The 18,205-nt window shown below is 63.3% G+C and carries 14 protein-coding genes and 1 tRNA gene; 8 read left to right on the forward strand and 7 right to left on the reverse strand.

Features of this window, described 5'->3' with window-relative positions; translation table 11 throughout:
• Window positions 1–36: 36 nt before the first annotated feature.
• From ACFSCV_RS07845 to ACFSCV_RS07860, 4 genes are all read left to right on the forward strand, one after another.
• Window positions 37–1,194: a substrate-binding protein gene (locus tag ACFSCV_RS07845; RefSeq protein WP_378798635.1), complete on the forward strand. Its 1,158-nt coding sequence runs from the start codon at window positions 37–39 to the stop codon at window positions 1,192–1,194.
• A gap of 73 nt (window positions 1,195–1,267) precedes the next feature.
• A complete protein-coding gene (locus tag ACFSCV_RS07850; RefSeq protein ID WP_378798637.1) occupies window positions 1,268–2,101 on the forward strand; it encodes a branched-chain amino acid ABC transporter permease in 834 nt (277 codons plus the stop codon).
• Between the two features lie 82 nt (window positions 2,102–2,183).
• Complete coding sequence (locus ACFSCV_RS07855; protein ID WP_378798834.1) at window positions 2,184–3,893, forward strand: ABC transporter permease subunit; 1,710 nt, start codon at window positions 2,184–2,186, stop codon at window positions 3,891–3,893.
• A complete protein-coding gene (locus tag ACFSCV_RS07860) occupies window positions 3,886–4,617 on the forward strand; it encodes an ABC transporter ATP-binding protein (RefSeq protein ID WP_378798639.1) in 732 nt (243 codons plus the stop codon). The genes ACFSCV_RS07855 and ACFSCV_RS07860 overlap by 8 nt, the downstream gene beginning before the upstream one ends.
• A 302-nt stretch (window positions 4,618–4,919) precedes the next feature.
• Here the strand turns inward: ACFSCV_RS07860 and ACFSCV_RS07865 are convergent.
• The 3 genes from ACFSCV_RS07865 to ACFSCV_RS07875 all read right to left on the reverse strand — a co-directional run bounded on the left by ACFSCV_RS07865 (window position 4,920) and on the right by ACFSCV_RS07875 (window position 7,319).
• A tRNA-Arg gene (locus ACFSCV_RS07865) sits at window positions 4,920–4,996 on the reverse strand.
• Between the two features lie 169 nt (window positions 4,997–5,165).
• Window positions 5,166–6,290, reverse strand: a complete 1,125-nt coding sequence (locus ACFSCV_RS07870) for a hypothetical protein (RefSeq protein ID WP_378798641.1) — start codon at window positions 6,288–6,290, stop codon at window positions 5,166–5,168.
• A 201-nt stretch (window positions 6,291–6,491) separates the two neighbouring features.
• Complete coding sequence (locus ACFSCV_RS07875) at window positions 6,492–7,319, reverse strand: DUF429 domain-containing protein (RefSeq protein WP_378798643.1); 828 nt, start codon at window positions 7,317–7,319, stop codon at window positions 6,492–6,494.
• Between the two features lie 84 nt (window positions 7,320–7,403).
• Between ACFSCV_RS07875 and ACFSCV_RS07880 the strand changes: the two genes are divergently transcribed.
• The 4 genes from ACFSCV_RS07880 to ACFSCV_RS07895 are packed head-to-tail and all read left to right on the forward strand — an operon-like array spanning window position 7,404 to window position 14,413.
• Entirely contained in the window at window positions 7,404–8,978 is a 1,575-nt protein-coding gene (locus ACFSCV_RS07880) for a type I restriction-modification system subunit M (protein WP_378798645.1), read from the forward strand.
• Window positions 8,979–8,983: 5 nt separating this feature from the next.
• A complete protein-coding gene (locus ACFSCV_RS07885; RefSeq protein WP_378798836.1) occupies window positions 8,984–10,111 on the forward strand; it encodes a restriction endonuclease subunit S in 1,128 nt (375 codons plus the stop codon).
• Window positions 10,112–10,113: 2 nt separating this feature from the next.
• Window positions 10,114–10,947, forward strand: a complete 834-nt coding sequence (locus ACFSCV_RS07890; protein ID WP_378798647.1) for a protein NO VEIN domain-containing protein — start codon at window positions 10,114–10,116, stop codon at window positions 10,945–10,947.
• 55 nt (window positions 10,948–11,002) lie between these two features.
• A complete protein-coding gene (locus ACFSCV_RS07895) occupies window positions 11,003–14,413 on the forward strand; it encodes a DEAD/DEAH box helicase family protein (RefSeq protein WP_378798649.1) in 3,411 nt (1,136 codons plus the stop codon).
• 904 nt (window positions 14,414–15,317) lie between these two features.
• Here the strand turns inward: ACFSCV_RS07895 and ACFSCV_RS07900 are convergent.
• The 4 genes from ACFSCV_RS07900 to ACFSCV_RS07915 form a co-directional block, all read right to left on the reverse strand.
• Entirely contained in the window at window positions 15,318–15,881 is a 564-nt protein-coding gene (locus tag ACFSCV_RS07900; protein WP_378798650.1) for a hypothetical protein, read from the reverse strand.
• Window positions 15,874–16,161 (reverse strand): hypothetical protein, encoded by a 288-nt coding sequence (locus ACFSCV_RS07905; RefSeq protein WP_378798652.1) that lies wholly within the window; start codon window positions 16,159–16,161, stop codon window positions 15,874–15,876. Before ACFSCV_RS07905 ends, ACFSCV_RS07900 begins: the two co-directional genes overlap by 8 nt.
• A gap of 46 nt (window positions 16,162–16,207) precedes the next feature.
• Window positions 16,208–16,906 (reverse strand): hypothetical protein, encoded by a 699-nt coding sequence (locus tag ACFSCV_RS07910; RefSeq protein WP_378798654.1) that lies wholly within the window; start codon window positions 16,904–16,906, stop codon window positions 16,208–16,210.
• A gap of 311 nt (window positions 16,907–17,217) precedes the next feature.
• The coding region (locus tag ACFSCV_RS07915; RefSeq protein WP_378798656.1) for an integrase at window positions 17,218–18,205 on the reverse strand (988 nt) is incomplete at its 5' end.

Genomic DNA, 18,205 nt, shown 5'->3' on the forward strand with positions numbered 1-18,205 from the left:
ACGCCAATCCATCAGTCGACCTCGGGGAGTTCCCACATGTCCAAGAGCCGTATCCTCGTTCTCGCCGCAGCGCTCGCCGCGAGCGTCGCCGCCGCGTCGGCGGAGGAGAAGCCGATCGTGATCGGCGTTCCGGTCGGTCTGTCCGGCGCCAACAGCGTCGTGGCGCCGTCGGTCGTTCAGTCGTCGGAGCTCGCGGTCGAGGAGATCAACAAGGCGGGCGGCGTGCTCGGCCGCAAGCTCGCGCTCGAGATCGCCGACGACGGCTCGGGGGCCGCCGGCGCGCAGAAGGCGTTCGACTCGCTGATCTACTCGAAGAAGGTCGACGTGCTGATCTCGATGGAGACGAGCGCCGCGCGCAACGCCGGTCTGCCGGCCGTCACCAAGGGCCGCAAGCCGTACATCTACACCTCGTTCTACGAGGGCAAATCCTGCAACAAGAACATGTTCGTCAACGCCTGGGTGCCGGAGCAGCAGGTGCCGCCGGTGGTCGACGCCTTCGTCAAGGACAAGGGCGCCAAGAGCTACTTCCTGATCGGCAGCGACTACGCCTTCGGGCGCGGCATGCTGGCCTTCGCGAAGGCCTATATCGAGAAGACCGGCGGCAAGGTCGTCGGCGAAGAGTACCTGCCGATGGACGGCAGCGACTGGACCTCGATCATCTCCAAGCTCAAGGACGCCAAGCCGGACGCGCTGATCACCTCGACGGCGGGCGGCGCGCCCAACGTGACCCTCACCAAGCAGCTGCGCGGCGCCGGCGTCTCGCTGCCCTTCGCCAATCTCGCGGTCGATGAGGGAACGGCGAAGAGCATGGGGAAGGACGCCGAAGGGGTCTACCTGTCGGCCTCCTACGTCACCGGCATCGACAGCGCCGAGAACAAGGCCTTCCTGGCCGCCATGAAGGCGAAGTTCGGCGACGCCCTGCGGACCCCGAACGATCTCTCGGTCCCGCAGTACGAGGCGATCTACCTCTACAAGGCAGCCGTCGAGAAGGCTGGCGGAACCGAGACCGCCAAGGTGCTCGAGGCGCTTCCGACCGTCACCTTCACCGGCCCGCGCGGCGCGATCGGCATGAGCAAGCAGCACCACGCGCCGCTGACCATGTATCTCGGCCAGGTGCAGGGCGACGGCACGGTGAAGGTCGTCGGCACGTTCAAGGACGTCGATCCCGGCGAGCAGTGCCCGAAGCTGAACTGAGCCCGGGCTTGAGCCTCGGCCGGCCCGCGATCCACAGCGGGCCGGCCTTCCTCTTGGACATCGGGAGAGCGCGATGCTGCTGATCCTTGACGTCGCGACCACCGCCGCGATCCTGTTCGTGGTCTCGGTCGGCCTGCTCGCCATCTTCGGCGTGCTTAAGATCATCAATTTCGCCCACGGGGCGTGGCTCACCATCGGCGCCTACTGCGCCGTCGTCACGGCCCAGCTCGGGCTCAACCCCTGGCTGGCGCTGCCGCTCGCCCTTCTGGTCGGCGGCGCGCTCGGCGGGCTCGCGGAGCTCGTCATCATCCGCCCGCTCTACCGGCGGCCGCTCGACGCGATTCTTGCGACCTGGGGTCTCGGCATCGTCATCGGGCAGCTGATCACGCTCGGTTTCGGCCGCGACGTTCAGATGACGCCGAACCTCCTGTCCGGGACCGTGAACCTCCTGGGCGCCGATTACTCGGCCTATCGCCTTGCGGCGCTGGCCGCGGCGGTCGCGATCGGCGGGGCCTTCGCCGCGACGATCGAGGGCACGCGGCTCGGCCTGTCCGCGCGCGCCGTCATCATGAACGAGACGCTGGCGCGCGGGCTCGGCATCGACACCGCCAGGGTGCGGCTGATCACCTTCATGATCGGCGCGGGGCTCGCGGCGCTCGCCGGCGTGCTGCTGACGCCGCTCACCAGCGTCGACCCGAACATGGGCGTCGCCTGGCTGATCGGGGCCTTCATGCTGGTGATGGTGGCGAACGGCTCGCTGCTCGCGCTCGCGATCGCGTGCCTGGTCTTCGGCGCGGCGCAGGTCCTGATCAGCACCTTTGTCAGCCCGATCCTCGGAAACATCGCCATCGCGATTCTCGCCGCGCTCGTGCTGCGCGTCAGCCCGAAGGGATTCGCCCGTGCGTAACGACGCTCACGTCATCGGTCTGGCCGCGCCCGGCGTCCGTCGCCTCTCCATCGCGGCGCCTGTCGTCGCCGCGGTCCTCGCCATGGCGGCGCTCTGGATCGCGCCGCTCTACCTCGACCCGTTCGCCGTCAACGTGCTCACCCGCTCGATGATCTACGCGGTCCTCGCCATCACGGTCGACCTGCTGTGGGGCTACATGGGGGCGCTCACGTTCGGGCAGGCCGCCTTCTTCGGCGTCGGCGCCTATGCGACCGCGATGACGCTCGGCCAGTTCGGCGGAACGCCGCAATGGATGGCCGCGGCGCTCGCCATCGCGGTCGCGGCGCCGGCGGCGCTCGGCCTCGCGGTCGGCTGGCTCTCCTTCTACCGCCGCTCGACGGCGCTCTACGCCTCGGTCGTTTCGCTGGTGGTCCCGATCGTCGTCGTCCAGCTGATCTATTCCGGCGGCGAAGCGACCGGATCGAGCAGCGGCCTCGTCGGCTTCGACGTGCTGCCGTTCGAGATCGAGGGCTTCTTCCGGCTCGCCGCGGCCGTGCTGGTCGCCGCGACGCTGGCCGCCTGGATCTTCGTCCGCTCCGACGCCGGTCGCGCGCTGGTCGCGGTCCGCGACAACGACGCGCGCTGCGCCTATCTCGGCCTCAACCCGCGGCGCATCCAGATCGTGATGACGACCGCGCTCGCGGGCGTCGCGGGGCTGGCGGGCTTCGTGTTCGCCAATGCGAGCGCCGTCGTCGCGCCCGAGAACGCGGGTTTTCTGTTCGGCACCGAGCTCGTGATCTGGGTCGCGCTCGGCGGCCGCGGCACGCTGCTCGGTCCGGTGCTCGGCACGATCGCGATCGACTATCTCGGCGCCAACCTCTCCGGCGACCTGCCGTTCCTGTGGCAGCTGTTGCTCGGCGCGACCTTCGTCGCCGTGATCATCCTGCTGCCCGGCGGCCTTGCGGAGATCGCCAGACGCGGCCTCGCTCTGCTGCCGTCCGGGCGCGCGGAAGGCTTCGCCCCGAAGCTCGCCGCCCGCGCGCTGAGACCCGCCGAAACGGCCTCCGATCGCCCGCTGCTGAAGGTTTCAGGCCTCGCGAAATCCTATGGCAGCCTCAAGGTGCTCGAGAACATCGACCTGGAGGTCCGGGCCGGCGAACTCGTCAGCCTCGTCGGCCCCAACGGCGCCGGCAAGACGACCCTGATGCGGTGCCTCAGCGACGGAACCGAGCCGATCGACGGCGCGATCGCGATCGGCGAAGTCCCGATCTCCGGCCTTTCGCCGAACCGGATCGTCGCGCTCGGCGTCGGCCGCAAGTTCCAGGTCGCGAGCGTGTTCGAGAGCCTCACCGTCGCGGACTGCCTGCTGCTCGCCCGCGCCTCGCAGGACGGCCTCAGCCTCGTCGGACGGCGCGCGACGCTGAACCTGCCGCAGGCCGCGCTCGACGTCATGCGCATGACCGGGCTCGACCGTATGCTGGCGACCCCCGTGCGGCTGCTCTCGCATGGCCAGAAGCAGGCTCTCGAACTCTCGATGGTGGTGGCGCTAGAGCCCCGCGTCATCCTGCTCGACGAACCGACCGCGGGGCTCACCAAAGCCGAGCGCACCACCATCGGCGCGGTGCTGAAGTCGCTCACCAAAGACTTCGGCGTCGCCGCGGTGCTGGTCGAGCACGATCTCGACTTCGTGCGCGAGATCTCGTCGCGCATCGTCGTGCTGCACCAGGGCCGGCTCGTGCTCGACGGCACGGTGGACGAGGTCGTCAATTCCGAGCTGGTGAAAACCATCTATTCCGGAGGCGGCCATGACTGAGGCGGCTCGCAAGCTCGCGCCGCAAGGCGGCGAACTCGAACTTCGGGACGTCGCGAGCGGCTATGGCGCGATCACGGTGGTGAAGGGCGTGTCGCTGCGCGTGCGCCCGGGAGAGATCGTGGCGCTGCTCGGCAAGAACGGCATGGGCAAGACCACCACGCTGAAGACGATCCTCGGCATGGTCCCGCTGCGCGGCGGCTCGATCGCGGTCGACGGCGTTTCGGTCGCGGGTCTTACGCCGACGAAGCTGGCGTCGCTCGGCGTCGGCTACGCGCCGCAGGAGCAACCGCTGTTCCAGGACATGACGATCCGCGACAATCTCCGTCTCGCGGTCGCGAGCGACAGGCGGCTGCCGGCGGCGCTCGACGCCGGGTTCGGCTACTTTCCGTTCCTGAAGGACCGGCTGGCGCAGCGCGCCGGGACCCTGTCGGGCGGCGAACAGAAGATGCTGATCCTCGCCCGCGCGCTGATGCTGAAGCCGCGCCTGCTGCTGATCGACGAGATCTCGGAAGGGCTGCAGCCTTCGGTGATCGACAGGATCGCCTCCGTGCTTCTCAGCGAGCGCGACGCCGGCGGCGCGAGCATCCTGATCGTCGAGCAGAACCTCGACTTCGCCCTCCGCGTCGCGGACCGCTGGGCGGTGCTGAAGCTCGGCGAGATCGACGACGAAGGCCCCGCCGAGCCGCAGGCCCGCGACCGGGTTCTGCGGCACCTGAGCGTGTGACCCGAGCGCGGCCCCGATCGACGATCCCGCGCTCGCAGGCCCGGTTTCGAAGATCAGGGCGGCCACCGCCGGAGGCGCGCCCCTCCATCGCCGATCACGCCGCTCAGGGACCGCGCGTCGCGAAAGCATGGCCGTGCCTCGTAGGGTCCGACGCCGTTCTGGCCGCCCCCGCGCCCGGCGAGGCGCCGAAAGACCTTGGATTTACGAACGACGCGCGGTTGTGGAAGCCTTGGACGGCTGCGCGGCGCGGACGCCGGCCAACCCGCGATTGTTCGTAAGGATCTGACAGATAAGGGAAGTGCTGGCGCACCCGAGAGGATTCGAACCTCTGACCTCTGCCTTCGGAGGGCAGCGCTCTATCCAGCTGAGCTACGGGTGCATGAGCCGGCGCGGAAACTAGCCGATCGCGACGCGCGGGGCAATCAGGGAAGCGCGCCGACGGGGACGAGGCGGGCGCGCCGTGGACCGATCGTGGGCGCGCCGCGCAATAGCGATGTGGACGAGGCGTGGACGCGACCTAGCGGTATCCACCATTATCAGCCATCGACCTACGTGGACGGCCAAGCAAGGCCAAAGCTCGCGATCGACAGTTCACTCAAAAATTTCTCATGGGGATCGGCGAGATCGACCGACTCGAAAACGATGCGGGCAAGCGTTTCCGCGATGATTTGGCACTCGTTGACGTTGCCCCAGCTAGACGAGCGGTTTCCAGTGTGAATAGTCTGAGAACGAAAGCCGTAGAGACGCTTAATTGATTTGGCGACCTGCGCTCGCATCTCCATATCATTTGTCCACAAAACGGCTACGTTCCGCGCCATATTCTGAACGACCGGTGCAGATGAGTCGTTTCCTGTTACCAGTGCTTCAATTGCGGTGAAAAAGAACATTAAACGCTCTGATCGATCATCGGCCTGCCGGCCTCTCGTCAGCCAGCCTAAACATTGGCCCAGGCGCTCCGCCATTGTGCCGCTCTGTTGATCCAAAATCGCACCAAATTTTGGAGCCAGCTCAGCGCTCTCTATTCGAGCCTTTTCCTTTTCGTTTATGGTATAAAATGCCTTAGTGTAATGGTCTCCAAGCGTTAGACCCTTCTCGTGGAATATAACTCTGGGCTTAATATTCCGAGGTGGATTTATTGGGTGCCATTCTAGCGTTCCGAATGATGGAAAAAAAGGTTCACCATCCTCGACGGCCAAGCGAATAGCACTCGTAGCAACGTCGATAAGCCATTTTGCCTCCTCATCCACATTTTCTTTCAAAGCATTGACGCGCACTAACCAGCAAACTGGATGAAGAGACACAATCAAGGGATCAGAAAATTCAACAGAGAAGCCGGTCGCGCAAACGAGTTTTACCCTCGGATCGATTGGCCTTGCAGAAAGTTCCGAAATAACCTTGTCGCAGTCATAGATACTGACGGATCCAATTTTCAATTCGCTAACGCCGTTTGAAAGCACAATCAAATTATTTGGAGCAAGATAATCGTAATTCTCATCGGCAATCGAGAAAAGTGATTTGGCCAGATGATCGGCTACTTTGTCTGGATTTTCTCCTAGATGCTGCTGCGCTATAGACAGCGCGCGGTCTCTGATTGCTTTATCATGTCCATGCTTAGGGCCAAGGTGCTTGGAGAAAATCCGAAAGCTCTTTGAGCGATCGCTGTAATTCATCATTAAAATCATAGACTGTTGAATTTATCATTGCAAAAACGCCATTATCAAATATGCGCCTCGCGTCCTCTGCCGTCTCAGCCGCTGACGAACTAAAAACATCAAAAAATGCTATTGTTAACCGTCGTCCATTTTTAAAATTTTCTTTATTAACGTTCAAGGGAGGTCTCCACGAGTTTTTTTCATAGAGGTTGGTCGTGTCTATTAGATGAAACCATCAATCGTTACCCCTCGCACGACGGCGGCCAACCTGAGCCTCGTCCTCACATCAGGGCTAACCGGGACGATCATATAGCCAGTCTTGAGGTCCCCGATCATGACCGAGCCCGCGCGCGACTTCACAAGCCACTGGTAGCCGACCAGCGCGCAGATGACCGCGTCGAGCTTGTCCTGGTCGGCCTTCCGCGGCTTCTCAATCGCCGTAGCCTTCTCGGCCCAGTTCGCTATGCCCGCGAGGCCCTCGACCAGCGCAAAGCGCGAGACTGCCGCCAGCACGCCTCGCCAATGCTCAAGCTTGAACGTCTTGCGCCGGTCAGGATTGTAGCGCGGCCCAAGCTTGTAGCCGAAGTAAGCCGCCTCGAGCGTCGGCAGCGCCATGGCGGGGAAGGCCTCAATCAGGAACAAACCGTAGGCCGCCGACCGGGCGCCTTCGGGATCTTCGATCGCGCCGAGCGCCTCCTTGAAGCGCCAGATCGGCGCGGCGTCGTCGAACATGCCGATCTTCGAGCGGTTCGCCGGCTGCACGCCGCCGCCGAGCCATGAGATCAGCGAGCCGGCAACGCGGTCCACCGGCCTGCAGCTCGAGGCGTTGGGCACGATGGTCGGTTGGTCCAGCGCGACAAGGCAGCGTTCGCTGTGGCGCTGCTCCTCGCGGATGAACTCGAGCGCTTGTGCGAAGGACGCAAGTAGCGGCTCGATGAACTTCAAGCGCCCGCCATCCGTCAGCCGGATCGCGCAGACCGCGCCGGGCGCCGTGGGTTTGTCGACCCACGCGGAGTCGAAGCCGATGATGCTCGTCGTCGCTGCAACCATCGTGTCGCCTCTCCGCACTACCCCCCTTGGCCGGTCCCTTCTAGCATCCCGCGCGAATGGCATAACTGAATCGGGCGACATGGCATGCTAACGGGCGAACTCAGGTCCAAGATCGACGCCGTCTGGAACGCGTTCTGGTCGGGCGGCATCGCCAATCCGCTCGAGGTCATCGAGCAGATCACCTACCTGCTGTTCATCCGCGGTCTCGACGACGTCCACACGCTCGCCGAGAACAAGGCCAACCGGCTCGGCAAGCCGATGGAGCGGCGCGTGTTCCCGGAAGGGCGCGACGACATCGGCAAGGACGGCGGCCTCCCTTACGAGGAGATGCGCTGGTCGCGGTTCCGCAACAAGGCGCCGGCGCAGATGTTCGAGATCGTCGCCGACCACGTCTTCCCCTTCATCCGCGTAATGGCCGGCGCGGACACCTCGCATGCGGCGCACATGAAGGACGCGCGCTTCACCATCCCCACGCCGGGACTCTTGGCGAAGGTGGTCGACCTCCTCGCCGACATCCCCATGGAGGACCGCGACACCAAGGGCGACCTTTACGAATACATGCTTTCGAAGATCGCGAGCGCCGGCCAGAACGGGCAGTTCCGCACGCCGCGACACATCATCGAGCTGATGGTCGAGATGACGGCGCCAGGTCCGAAGGACGTCATCTGCGACCCGGCATCGGGCACCTGCGGCTTCCTCGTCGGCGCCGGCGAATATCTGCGCGAGAACCACCCAGAGATCTTCCGTGACGAGACGCTGCGCAGGCACTTCCACGAGGGCATGTTCCACGGCTTCGACTTCGACGGCACGATGCTGCGCATCGGCTCGATGAACATGCTGCTGCACGGCGTCGAGAAGCCGGACATCCGCTACAAGGATTCGTTGGCCGAAGAACACGGCGGCGACAGCGACCGCTACTCGCTCGTCCTCGCCAACCCGCCCTTCGCCGGCTCGCTCGACTACGAGACGACCGCCAAGGACCTGCAGAAGATCGTCAAGACCAAGAAGACCGAGCTGCTCTTCCTCGCGCTGTTCCTGAAGCTTCTGAAGCCGGGAGGGCGTGCGGCCGTCATCGTGCCGGACGGCGTGCTGTTCGGCTCCTCCACGGCGCACAAGGCGATTAGAAAAATGCTGGTGGAGGACCACCGGCTGGACGGGATCGTGAAGCTGCCGTCCGGCGTGTTCCGGCCCTATGCGGGCGTCTCGACCGCGATCCTGCTGTTCACCAAGACGAACTCCGGCGGCACGGATTTCGTGTGGTTCTACGACCTCAAGGCCGATGGCTTCTCGCTGGACGACAAGCGCACGGCGCTGCTGCCGGCAGAGAAGCAGGGCGTGAACCCGGGCAAGCGCGAGGGCTCGACCTGGGTGAGCCTGACGCTCGACGACGCGGAGGCCGCGAAGAACGACCTGCCGGACGCCGCACGGCGCTGGGCGGAGCGGGCGGGGACGGAGCGCGAGCGGGCGCGCACCGAGCAGAGCTTCTGCGTGCCCAAGGCCGAGATCGCGGCGGCCGACTACGACCTCTCGCTCAACCGCTACAAGGAGGTGGTGCACGAGGCCGCCGAGCATCGCGCGCCGAAGGAGATCATCGCGGAGCTGCGCGCGCTGGAGCGGGAGATTTCGGAAGGACTGGATGAGCTGGAGGCGATGCTTTGAGCTTCGTGTCGCTTGGTGATGTCGCCGACGTCTTTAATGGCAAAACGCCGGCTAAATCAGAACAACGCGAAGCGGGGCATCCGGTGCTGAAGATACGGGATGTCGACGATGGCGGCCGCTTTAGAGAAAAATTTGGATCGTTCGTCGACCAAGACTATGCGTCTCAATTCAGTAAGAAACAGGTTCTGCCTGGCGATACCCTAATTCTAAATGCGGCTCATAATGCTGATTACGTCGGTTCAAAGAGCTTTTTTGCCACGGAAGACGTCAGGGGCGCTTTGGCAACGGGCGAATGGTTGCTCGTTCGCCCCAATCACCGACGACTCGATCCCGGCTTCGCCCACTACTGGCTGACGAGCGCGGCTGCTCAGGCAGCCATCCGCGATCAAGTCAAAGGAATCCATCTTTACCCAAAGGATGTCGCACGGCTCAACATCCCGCTCCCGCCGCTCGACGAGCAGCGGCGGCTCGCGGCGATCCTGGACAAGGCGGACGCGCTGCGCCGGAAGCGTAAGCGCGCGCTGGAGTTGCTCGACGGGCTGACGCAGTCGATCTTTCTGGAGATGTTTGGTGACATCGCCTGTGGCGGGAACTCAATCAAAAAGAAAGCGGAGTTCAATACTCATGATTGGCATGAAGGTATCATCGGAGACCAAATTGTGCTTCAGCGCGGTAAGGACATAACTAAAAAGGAGGCAATTTTTGGAGATGTTCCAGTAATTTCTTCCGGCGGAATCTCGTTTTACCATAACGAAAAAATTGCTCCCGGCCCAGGCGTCTTACTTGGAAGAAAGGGTTCCGTGGGAAATGTTCATTTTACAGACACCGATTTTTGGCCCCACGATACCACACTCTACGTTAAGGAATTCAGAGGAAATTTGCCGGAGTTCGTATACTGTTATTTCAAGCGCTTTCCTATTGAAAATTATGAAGCTAGCGCTGCGAATCCTAGTCTAAATCGAAACAATATTCATCCTGTCAAAACTTTATGGCCGAAATTGAATTTACAGGAACGTTTTTCATCGCGGCTGCGAAAGGTTTGGCTCGGAATAAATAATGCAACCGCACAATTGGCCAGTTCTGAAGCCCTCTTTGCCTCCCTCCAGCACCGCGCATTCTCCGGCCAGCTTTAGCCATGCTCGAAGACCTGGCCGGCAGCGACTGGACGAACGAGCAAGTCGACCTGATCGTCGCCGACTACTTCGACATGCTGGGGCTGGAGCTGAGCGGAAAGCCCTTCGTCAAAGCGCAGCGCAACGCCGCGCTGCAGGCGCTCACCGGGCGCAGCCGCGGCTCGATCGAGTTCAAGCACCAGAACATCAGCGCCGTGCTATTGCGGCTCGGCATCCCCTGGATCCAGGGCTTTAAGCCAAGGGCGAACTTCCAGCGCGCGCTGGTCGACGGCGTCGAGCGCCATCTTGCCGCCAGGCCGGCGCTGTTCGAAAACCCGGTCGCGACCGTCGCGCCGACAGGGCTGGCCGAACAGACAAGCCTGTTCTTCGAGGCGCCGCCGACGCCGGGCTTCGAGCCGACGCCTGCGCCACTGGAGCGGATCGTGAAAAAGTTCGATTCGGCGCTGCGGGACGCGCGCAACCGCGCGCTTGGCCGGCAGGGCGAGGAGCGCATCTTCTTCCACGAGCAGGCGAGCTTGCGCGCCGCCGGCCGGACCGATCTCGCGCGCGCCGTGCGCTGGGTTTCCCAAGAAGATGGCGACGGCGCCGGCTTCGACATCCGCTCCTTCGACCTCGCCGGGCGCGAGCGGCTGATCGAGGTCAAGACGACGGTGGGGCAGAGCACGACGCCGTTCTTCCTCTCCGAGAACGAGCGCGCCTTCGCCGAAGAGCGACCCGACGCCTTCCGAATCGCACGGCTCCACGACTTCGCACGCCAGCCCCGCGCCTTCGAGCTCGCGCCGCCGCTCGACACATGCGTGATGTTGCGCGCCGCGACGTGGCGTGCGGAGTTTTAAGTTACGAGATACCTTGCAACTTGCGATTTCAGCGACCGCCGGGCAGCCTGACGCCATGTCCAATTTCGCCTTCCTCGCAGCCGAGTTTCCCCACGTCCACGAGGCCGCGGCCGAGGCCGAGAAACAGGCGGCGGCCTCGCCCACCGCAGCCGCGTTTTTCGCCGGCAAGGCGGTCGAGGTCGCGGTCAAATGGGCCTTTCGCAACGACCCCGGCCTGACGCTGCCCTACCAGGACAACATCTCGGCGCTGCTGCACGAGCCGAGCTTCAAGCGGCTCTCGGGGCCGGCGGTGTTCGCCAAGGCGAAATACATCAACACGCTGCGCAACCGCGCGGTGCACGAGGAGAGGACGATCTCGCCCGGCGACGCCGCCGGCGCGGTGAAGGAGCTGTTCCACGTCTGCTTCTGGCTCGCCCGCACCTATGCGCGGGGTAAGCGCCCCGCCGACGGGCTCGCCTTCGACTCCGGGGCGCTGACCCGCAAGGACGACGTGGTCAAGCGCGCCTTCGCGCACATCCAGCAGCAGCAGAAGGCGCTCGAGGACAAGGACGGCGAGCTCACGAAGCTGCTCGCGAGCCGGGCGGAACTCGACGATGAGCTGAAGCGGCTGCGCGCCGAGGTCGAAGCGGCGCGCAAGGCGAACGCCGCGGTTCCGGACTCGCACGACTACAAGGAAGCCGAGACCCGCGACCGCTTCATCGACCTGCTGCTGAAGGAGGCCGGCTGGACGCTGGAGAGGCCCGAGGACGTCGAGTTTGAGGTTTCCGGCATGCCGTCCGCGAGCGGCGTCGGCTTCGTCGACTACGTGCTGTGGGGGCTCGACGGCAAGCCGCTCGGCCTCGTCGAGGCCAAGGCCACCAAGCACAGCGCGCAGAAGGGCCGCCAACAGGCGAAGCTCTACGCCGATGCGCTCGAGGCCCGGTTCGGCCAGCGGCCGGTGATCTTCCTCTCCAACGGCTACGAGCACTGGATCTGGGACGATACGCGCTCTCCGCCCCGCGAGATTGGGGGCTTCTACAAGCGCGATGAACTCGAGCTCGCGATCCAGCGGCGAACGAGCCGGAAGACGCTCGCCGAGACCAAGCTGAACCTCAAGATCGCGGGCCGCCCCTACCAGCAGCGCGCCATTCGCGCGATGGCGAAGAGCTTCGAGGAGCACTCCGAGCGCAAGGGCCTGCTCGTCATGGCGACGGGCTCGGGCAAGACCCGCACGGTGGTCTCGCTCATCGACCTGCTGATGCGCGCCGGCTGGGTGAAGCGGGTGCTGTTCCTCGCCGACCGCGTCAGCCTGGTGCGGCAGGCCGTCAACGCCTTCAAGGCGCATCTGCCGGACTCGGCGCCCGTCAACCTCGGGACCGAGAAGACCGTCGAGGGGCGCGTGTTCCTGTCGACCTATCCGACGATGATGAACCTGATCGACGGCAAGGCCGACGGGAAGCGAGCCTTCGGGCCGGGCCACTTCGACCTCGTGGTGATCGACGAGGCGCATCGCTCCGTCTACCAGCGCTACCGCGCGATCTTCGAGTATTTTGACTCGTTCCTCGTCGGCCTGACCGCGACGCCGCGCGAGGACGTCGATCACGACACCTACGCGCTGTTCGACCTCGAGGACGGCGTGCCGACCGACGCCTATTCGCTCGACGAGGCGGTGCGCGATGGCCATCTCGTGCCGCCCGAGGCGATCTCGGTGCCGCTGAAAATCATCCGCTCCGGCCTTCGCTACGACGACCTCTCGGACGACGAGAAAAATCAGTGGGACATGCTGGAATGGGGCGAGGACGAGATCCCCGACAGCGTCGAGGCGGCCGAGATCAACAAGCGGCTCTTCAACGAGGACACGGTCGATCAGGTCATCGCGCACTTCATGGAAAAGGGCGTGAAGGTCGAGGGCGGCGACCGGCTGGGCAAGACCATTGTGTTCGCTAAGAACCAGGCGCATGCCGAGTTCATCGAGGAGCGGTTCAACGCAGCTTACCCTGAGCATGCCGGCCATTTCGTGCGGGTCGTGACCTACAAGACGGACTACGCCCAGAGCCTGATCGACGATTTCTCCGAAAAGTCGAAGGCGCCGCATGTCGCGATCTCTGTCGATATGCTCGACACCGGGATCGACGTGCCGGAGGTGGTGAACCTCGTCTTCTTCAAGGCGGTGCGCTCGAAGACCAAGTTCTGGCAGATGATGGGCCGCGGCACGCGGCTCTGCCCGGACCTGTTCGGCCCCGGCGAGGACAAGTCATTCTTCCGCGTGTTCGACTACTGCGCGAACCTCGAATTCTTCGGCGCGGACCCGGAGATGAAGGATCCCGGCGCCGCGCCCTCGCTCTCGGAGCGCTTGTTCGCGGCCCGGCTCGATCTCGTGCGCGCGCTCGACGAGAAGCGCGCGAAGGTGGACGGCATGGCCGAGGAGCCGGCGCCCTATGACGCTGGCGACGGCGCGCCGCCGACCGAGGACGAAGTCCGCGCCGATGCGGTCGCACAGCTGCGCGAGACCATCGCCGGCATGAACTTAGACAACTTCGTCGTGCGTCAGCGCCGGCGGACGGTCGAGAAGTATCTCAAGCTCGACGCCTGGATCTCGATCGACGCCGACGCGCGCGAGGAGCTCGTCGATCAGGTCGCGCCGCTGCCGACCGCCAAGCGGCACGGGACCGATGAGGCGAAGCGCTTCGACCTGCTGATGTTCCAGCTCGAGCTCGCGCTGCTGAAGGGCTCGAAGCGGTTCGCGGCCCTGAAGACCCAGCTGCTGGAGATCGCCTCCGCGCTCGAAGCGCAGACCGCGATCCCAGGCATCGCCGCGCAGGCGGCGCTGATCGAGGAGATCCAGACCGATCCGTGGTGGGAGGGCGTCACCGTCCCGCTGCTCGAGCTGGTGCGCCTGCGCCTGCGAGACCTGATCCAGCACATGGAAAAGCAGAAGCGGAAGATCGTCTACTCCGACTTCGCCGACGAAATCGGCGAGGGCGTCGAGCACGGCCTGCCGCAGGTCGGCGAGGTCGACTTCGTGCGATTCAAGGCGAAGGCCCGCGCCTTCCTGAAGAAGCACGAGGACCACATCGCCCTGCACAAGCTGCGTCAGGGCAAGCCGCTGACCGCGATCGATCTGGGCGAGCTCGAGGCCATGCTGCTCGACGCCGGGATCGGCGGCTCAGAGACGATCGAGCGAGCGCGCGAGACGAGTTCAGGTTTCGGCGGCTTTGTGCGCTCCTTGGTCGGCCTCGACCGGCAGATTGTTCAGCAGGCGTTCGCCGAGTTCATCGCGGATGGCTCGTCCTCGAAAGAGCAGATCGAGTTCATCGGCCTCGTGGTCGATCACCTGACCGAGCGCGGCACCATGGAGCCGGGCCTGCTCTACGAGAGCCCGTTCACCGACGTCGCGCCGCAGGGGCCCGATCAGGTGTTCGACGGCCCGCGCATCGACCGGCTAATTAAGGTGATCGAGGATCTGAACCAAAGCGCGGTGGCTTGAAATCGGTCAGATCCAAGGATGGCGCGCAGAGCCGATGCGAAGAATGGGTTCGCGCCAATCTGCCAAGCTATCCAGAGGCTTTCAGAACTATCGTGATTATCGGGCAAACGTTCATTTCCCAACGATTTGAACGCCCAAGCCTCGGTCATTGTCCGCGGCGGTGTTGTCCAGGTCCGAGTTTTTGATGAGACTGGGTTGATACTGGAGTGGCCCTCGCTTGGTCCTCAATTGATACCGCCCACCGGTCCCAAGGATGATTGCCTCGCGTCGCGAGCCCGTTATCGACTCCCTACGTAGCCATGAACGCCTTCTAGGACTTCGCTTCCCACGGGCTTGCCCATGCCCAGATTGCGGCTGACTGTCCGGGAGGTGGCAGCGATTGTGCGCCGGAGTTGAGCGACCGCCTCTAACTGGGCAGCCCATTAGGAGACTCGTAGGCGGCCGCCTGGCTCGAGAGCTAGGGTTTTCGCTGAAAGACTTGAAATCGCTGTCAGTGAGCTCCTGAGCGTCGCCAGTGAGTATGCTGTGGCTCGGGCGAGGGCAGAGGACGTCCGAAGCGAGCGGCAGGGTGCCTCGTGGCGAATTGGACGTGCGGATCCGAGGATCAAAAAGCTCTTTCGATAGCCCAGGCTATACCAAGCCGGAGCAGATCTCTCTGGTTCGGAAGTTAGAGGCTTCCACCGCCCGGCATCATCAGCGCGCGTTCTATCCGTCTAAACGTTATTACTCTTACTTACATATCTCATATATAGGGGATCTGATGACGCTTTGTGGTGTAACCCTCCGGCTTGGATAGCTCCTTGAAGGGGTGTCAATCGTCTGATTTTACAGCAGTTTGCCTTCTTGGATCTCCGATGACGCGCGGCGAGGGTTCCGCACCGCGCGTCATTTCGGGCTCCTGGCGTCAAGGATAGGTTTCAGTCCAAGGGCCTTCGGGTCCTTCGAGGCGTCGAATAGCATTAAGTCGCGTCCGCGCGGCCTCCTTAGACCATTCGCCCCCAACGATCCGACTGAGGTAGTGCGCGAAGTGACCGTAGCCCGGGTCGCTTCCGAGCTCGCCACGCGCCTGGAGCAGAGCAACTCGACTCCGCATTAACTCACGCCGACGGCCAGCCAGCTGCCGTTGCACCGTTCCACCGAGATCGAGCCACTCCGAAAATAGGCGCGCCTCGTTGAGAAGCATATCTTTGGCAAGCGCCACCCTGGGCACGGGGCCAAGGGCGTCTAAGAGGGTAGATACCGCCATAGAGCTTCGATCGCGCTCGCGTTTCCTCGCGCGGTAGTTCGCTGAATTGCGGCGTTGATCGTCTTTTCGCTTCTGCTCATAGATCCGCCGATCCCGCTCTTCGATGGCGCGATTGAGCTCGACATCCCGCAGCCGAGCGCGATCTTTTTGGGCTCGCTGCCGAGCCTGAAAGCGCTCCAAATGCGACAGCGGTCGCGGTTCGAATTCCCCGGTTTCAGTCATTGGTCGATCGAGCCTCCTGCGGAAAGGTGGCCTTGAGCTCCGCAACCATTTCAGCGACCTCCGCGGCGCTTCGATCCCTATCTCGCTGAACACGCTCGGAATCGGAAAGGTAAGCGTGCTCCGCTGACAACAAAGCATTGTAACGCTTCGCGCCTTCTATGCGCGCGCGTTCATTTTCGCTGTTGAAGTAATTGTGGACCATTTTTCTCATTTCTGGCCGGAAAGACATGGGCATAAGTTCCTTTATACGTGCGTTGTTCGAGGGCGCAGGGATGCTCATTGCGCCCTTTTGAGCGGTTGGGTTCGTTTACGAACTTTTGAGCCGATTAGCCCAGGCGGGGCCACACGACGCTGCGACGGTTGAAATCGGTGACTTTGTCGATGACGAAGTCGCGGTCGGAGAGGTCAGCGCGCAGGACATTGCCGAACGCGAGCTTGATGTCCTCAATCAGATCCGCATGGAGCTTTTCAGCGTCGATGGCCTTTTTGAGTAGGCGGCCGACGACGCTCTTGTCCGGCGCCTTTTTGTAGACCGCGTAGTAGTCCATCGCGATGCGAGCCAGCGCCGCGTCGGCTTCATTAACGAAATACTCGGGCTTGATCAGACCTCCGACACGCTGTGCAAACGCGCTATCGCGTAGAATAAAAGCGACGATCGTCGTCTGGAACGCCTCGGCGAAGTCGAACTTCGCTTTGGTCGATAGGCCGTTCTTAGCAAATCGCAGAGAAACAGACGCGTTACTCGAAAGAATGCGTGGTTGTCCAACGTCGACGCCGAAGTGGTCAGCGCGGTCATAAAGTCTGCGGAGGCGGTCCCGCGCCGAGCGCCTGGCGCGCGTGAGTTCGCGTTTGGTTTGAGTGGAAGCGACGTTCAGCCCCTCGTTGACGCGAGGCGCGATGGCATGGGCAGCTTCACGGTAAAGAATAGTAGCATGTGAATTGAGAGCAGAGCGTCTGCAAGCGTCGTCGAGCCGGGAGAGGTAGGAAGCGGAGGGAAGCGGGGCGATTAAGCGCTTAAAGGACATTTCTATACCCGTATTTGGAGCGATTGCTCGGATGCATTGGTAAATCGGAAGACAAGGGGCCTCGTTCGCGCTCTTGCGAGCGCGGCGATGCTGTTACCGATTGCGGACGTGCGCGCTGTTCTTGCGCTTACGTGAATATGAATGTAGCGAGCAGCAGACGGACAAGCTCAAGAAAATTTCAAAAAAGAATTCTTCAATAAAATCAATACATTATAAATAACTTGAATTTTCTGTTATATCCGCATTGGCACTCTTGGAGTGTGCCGTCCTTCAGGATTAGCCGCTAGGATTGTGGCCCCGGGCTGCTGCTATCAACCGAGCCGAGCTACCAGATCGTCAGCCCGCAGGTGCGTGTAGCGCGCGAGCATCCGCAGTTCCTTGTGGCCGGAGATCGTGCTGACCTCGACCACATTGAACCCGCGCTCGAACAGTCGAGACACCGCCTCGTGGCGCAAATCGTGAAAATGCAAGTCGGGCACGCCAGCCCGGCCGCGAAGGTGGTCCCACGCCTGAAATACAGCCGTCTCCGAGACCGGGAACACCTTTCCCTCACGGGATCGATCGCTCGAGGTCATCGCCGCCACCGCGCGGCTCGACAGTGGCACGTCGCGAGGCTCGCCGTTCTTGGTCATTGGCAGGTGCGCGACCCGGCGCTCGAGGTCGACGTGCTCCCATAGAAGATTCACGATCTCGCCGCGGCGCATGGCGGTCTCGATCGCGAAGATGATGATGGCGCGCATGTGCGGATTGCGGCCCTTGTCGGCCGCGCCCAGCAGCTTCTGCTCCTCGCCGGCCCGTAGGCGCCTGTTGCGCCCCTTGGGCGCCACGGGCCGCCTCACGAGCTTGCAGGGGTTGTCATAGATGACGATGCCCCACTCCTTGCGCGCGATATCGATGCAGTGGCTCAGGGTGTTGAGTTCGCGGATCACCGTCGCCGGCCCGACTGTCTTGAGGCGCTCGTCACGGTAGTTCGCGATGTCGTTCGAGGAGAGCAGAGTGAGGGTCCGGTGCACGATCGGGCGCCGGAGCAGGGCGTTCAGTCGCTGGTGCTCGCTCTTGGCGCTGCGCTTCAGAGGCGTGATCTCCTGCTGATAGCGCTTGATGATCTGCGCGACGGTCGTCGAGGCTGCCACCCGCGTGTCGGGTAACGTGCCGCAGCGATCGACTTCGGCCTCGAGCTGACGCGCCCACTTCTCGGCGTCGGCCTTTGTGTCAAAGCTCTTGCAGCGCGGCGCGATGCCCTTGCGGCGGACCTGAGCAACCCACCGACCGCGGTATTTTCTGATGTTCGCCACGCCT

This window comes from Methylopila henanensis (assembly GCF_042681025.1).
GTDB lineage: Bacteria > Pseudomonadota > Alphaproteobacteria > Rhizobiales > Methylopilaceae > Methylopila > Methylopila henanensis.

What these genes read in the sequence shown, in the direction of transcription:
- ACFSCV_RS07870 (WP_378798641.1), bottom strand. Translation starts at nt 6,290, where the DNA reads ATGATGAATTACAGCGATCGCTCAAAGAGCTTTCGGATTTTCTCCAAG.
- ACFSCV_RS07860 (WP_378798639.1), top strand. Translation starts at nt 3,886, where the DNA reads ATGACTGAGGCGGCTCGCAAGCTCGCGCCGCAAGGCGGCGAACTCGAA.
- ACFSCV_RS07895 (WP_378798649.1), top strand. Translation starts at nt 11,003, where the DNA reads ATGTCCAATTTCGCCTTCCTCGCAGCCGAGTTTCCCCACGTCCACGAG.
- ACFSCV_RS07850 (WP_378798637.1), top strand. Translation starts at nt 1,268, where the DNA reads ATGCTGCTGATCCTTGACGTCGCGACCACCGCCGCGATCCTGTTCGTG.
- ACFSCV_RS07880 (WP_378798645.1), top strand. Translation starts at nt 7,404, where the DNA reads ATGCTAACGGGCGAACTCAGGTCCAAGATCGACGCCGTCTGGAACGCG.
- ACFSCV_RS07855 (WP_378798834.1), top strand. Translation starts at nt 2,184, where the DNA reads ATGGCGGCGCTCTGGATCGCGCCGCTCTACCTCGACCCGTTCGCCGTC.
- ACFSCV_RS07910 (WP_378798654.1), bottom strand. Translation starts at nt 16,906, where the DNA reads ATGTCCTTTAAGCGCTTAATCGCCCCGCTTCCCTCCGCTTCCTACCTC.
- ACFSCV_RS07900 (WP_378798650.1), bottom strand. Translation starts at nt 15,881, where the DNA reads ATGACTGAAACCGGGGAATTCGAACCGCGACCGCTGTCGCATTTGGAG.
- ACFSCV_RS07845 (WP_378798635.1), top strand. Translation starts at nt 37, where the DNA reads ATGTCCAAGAGCCGTATCCTCGTTCTCGCCGCAGCGCTCGCCGCGAGC.
- ACFSCV_RS07890 (WP_378798647.1), top strand. Translation starts at nt 10,114, where the DNA reads ATGCTCGAAGACCTGGCCGGCAGCGACTGGACGAACGAGCAAGTCGAC.
- ACFSCV_RS07875 (WP_378798643.1), bottom strand. Translation starts at nt 7,319, where the DNA reads ATGGTTGCAGCGACGACGAGCATCATCGGCTTCGACTCCGCGTGGGTC.
- ACFSCV_RS07905 (WP_378798652.1), bottom strand. Translation starts at nt 16,161, where the DNA reads ATGAGCATCCCTGCGCCCTCGAACAACGCACGTATAAAGGAACTTATG.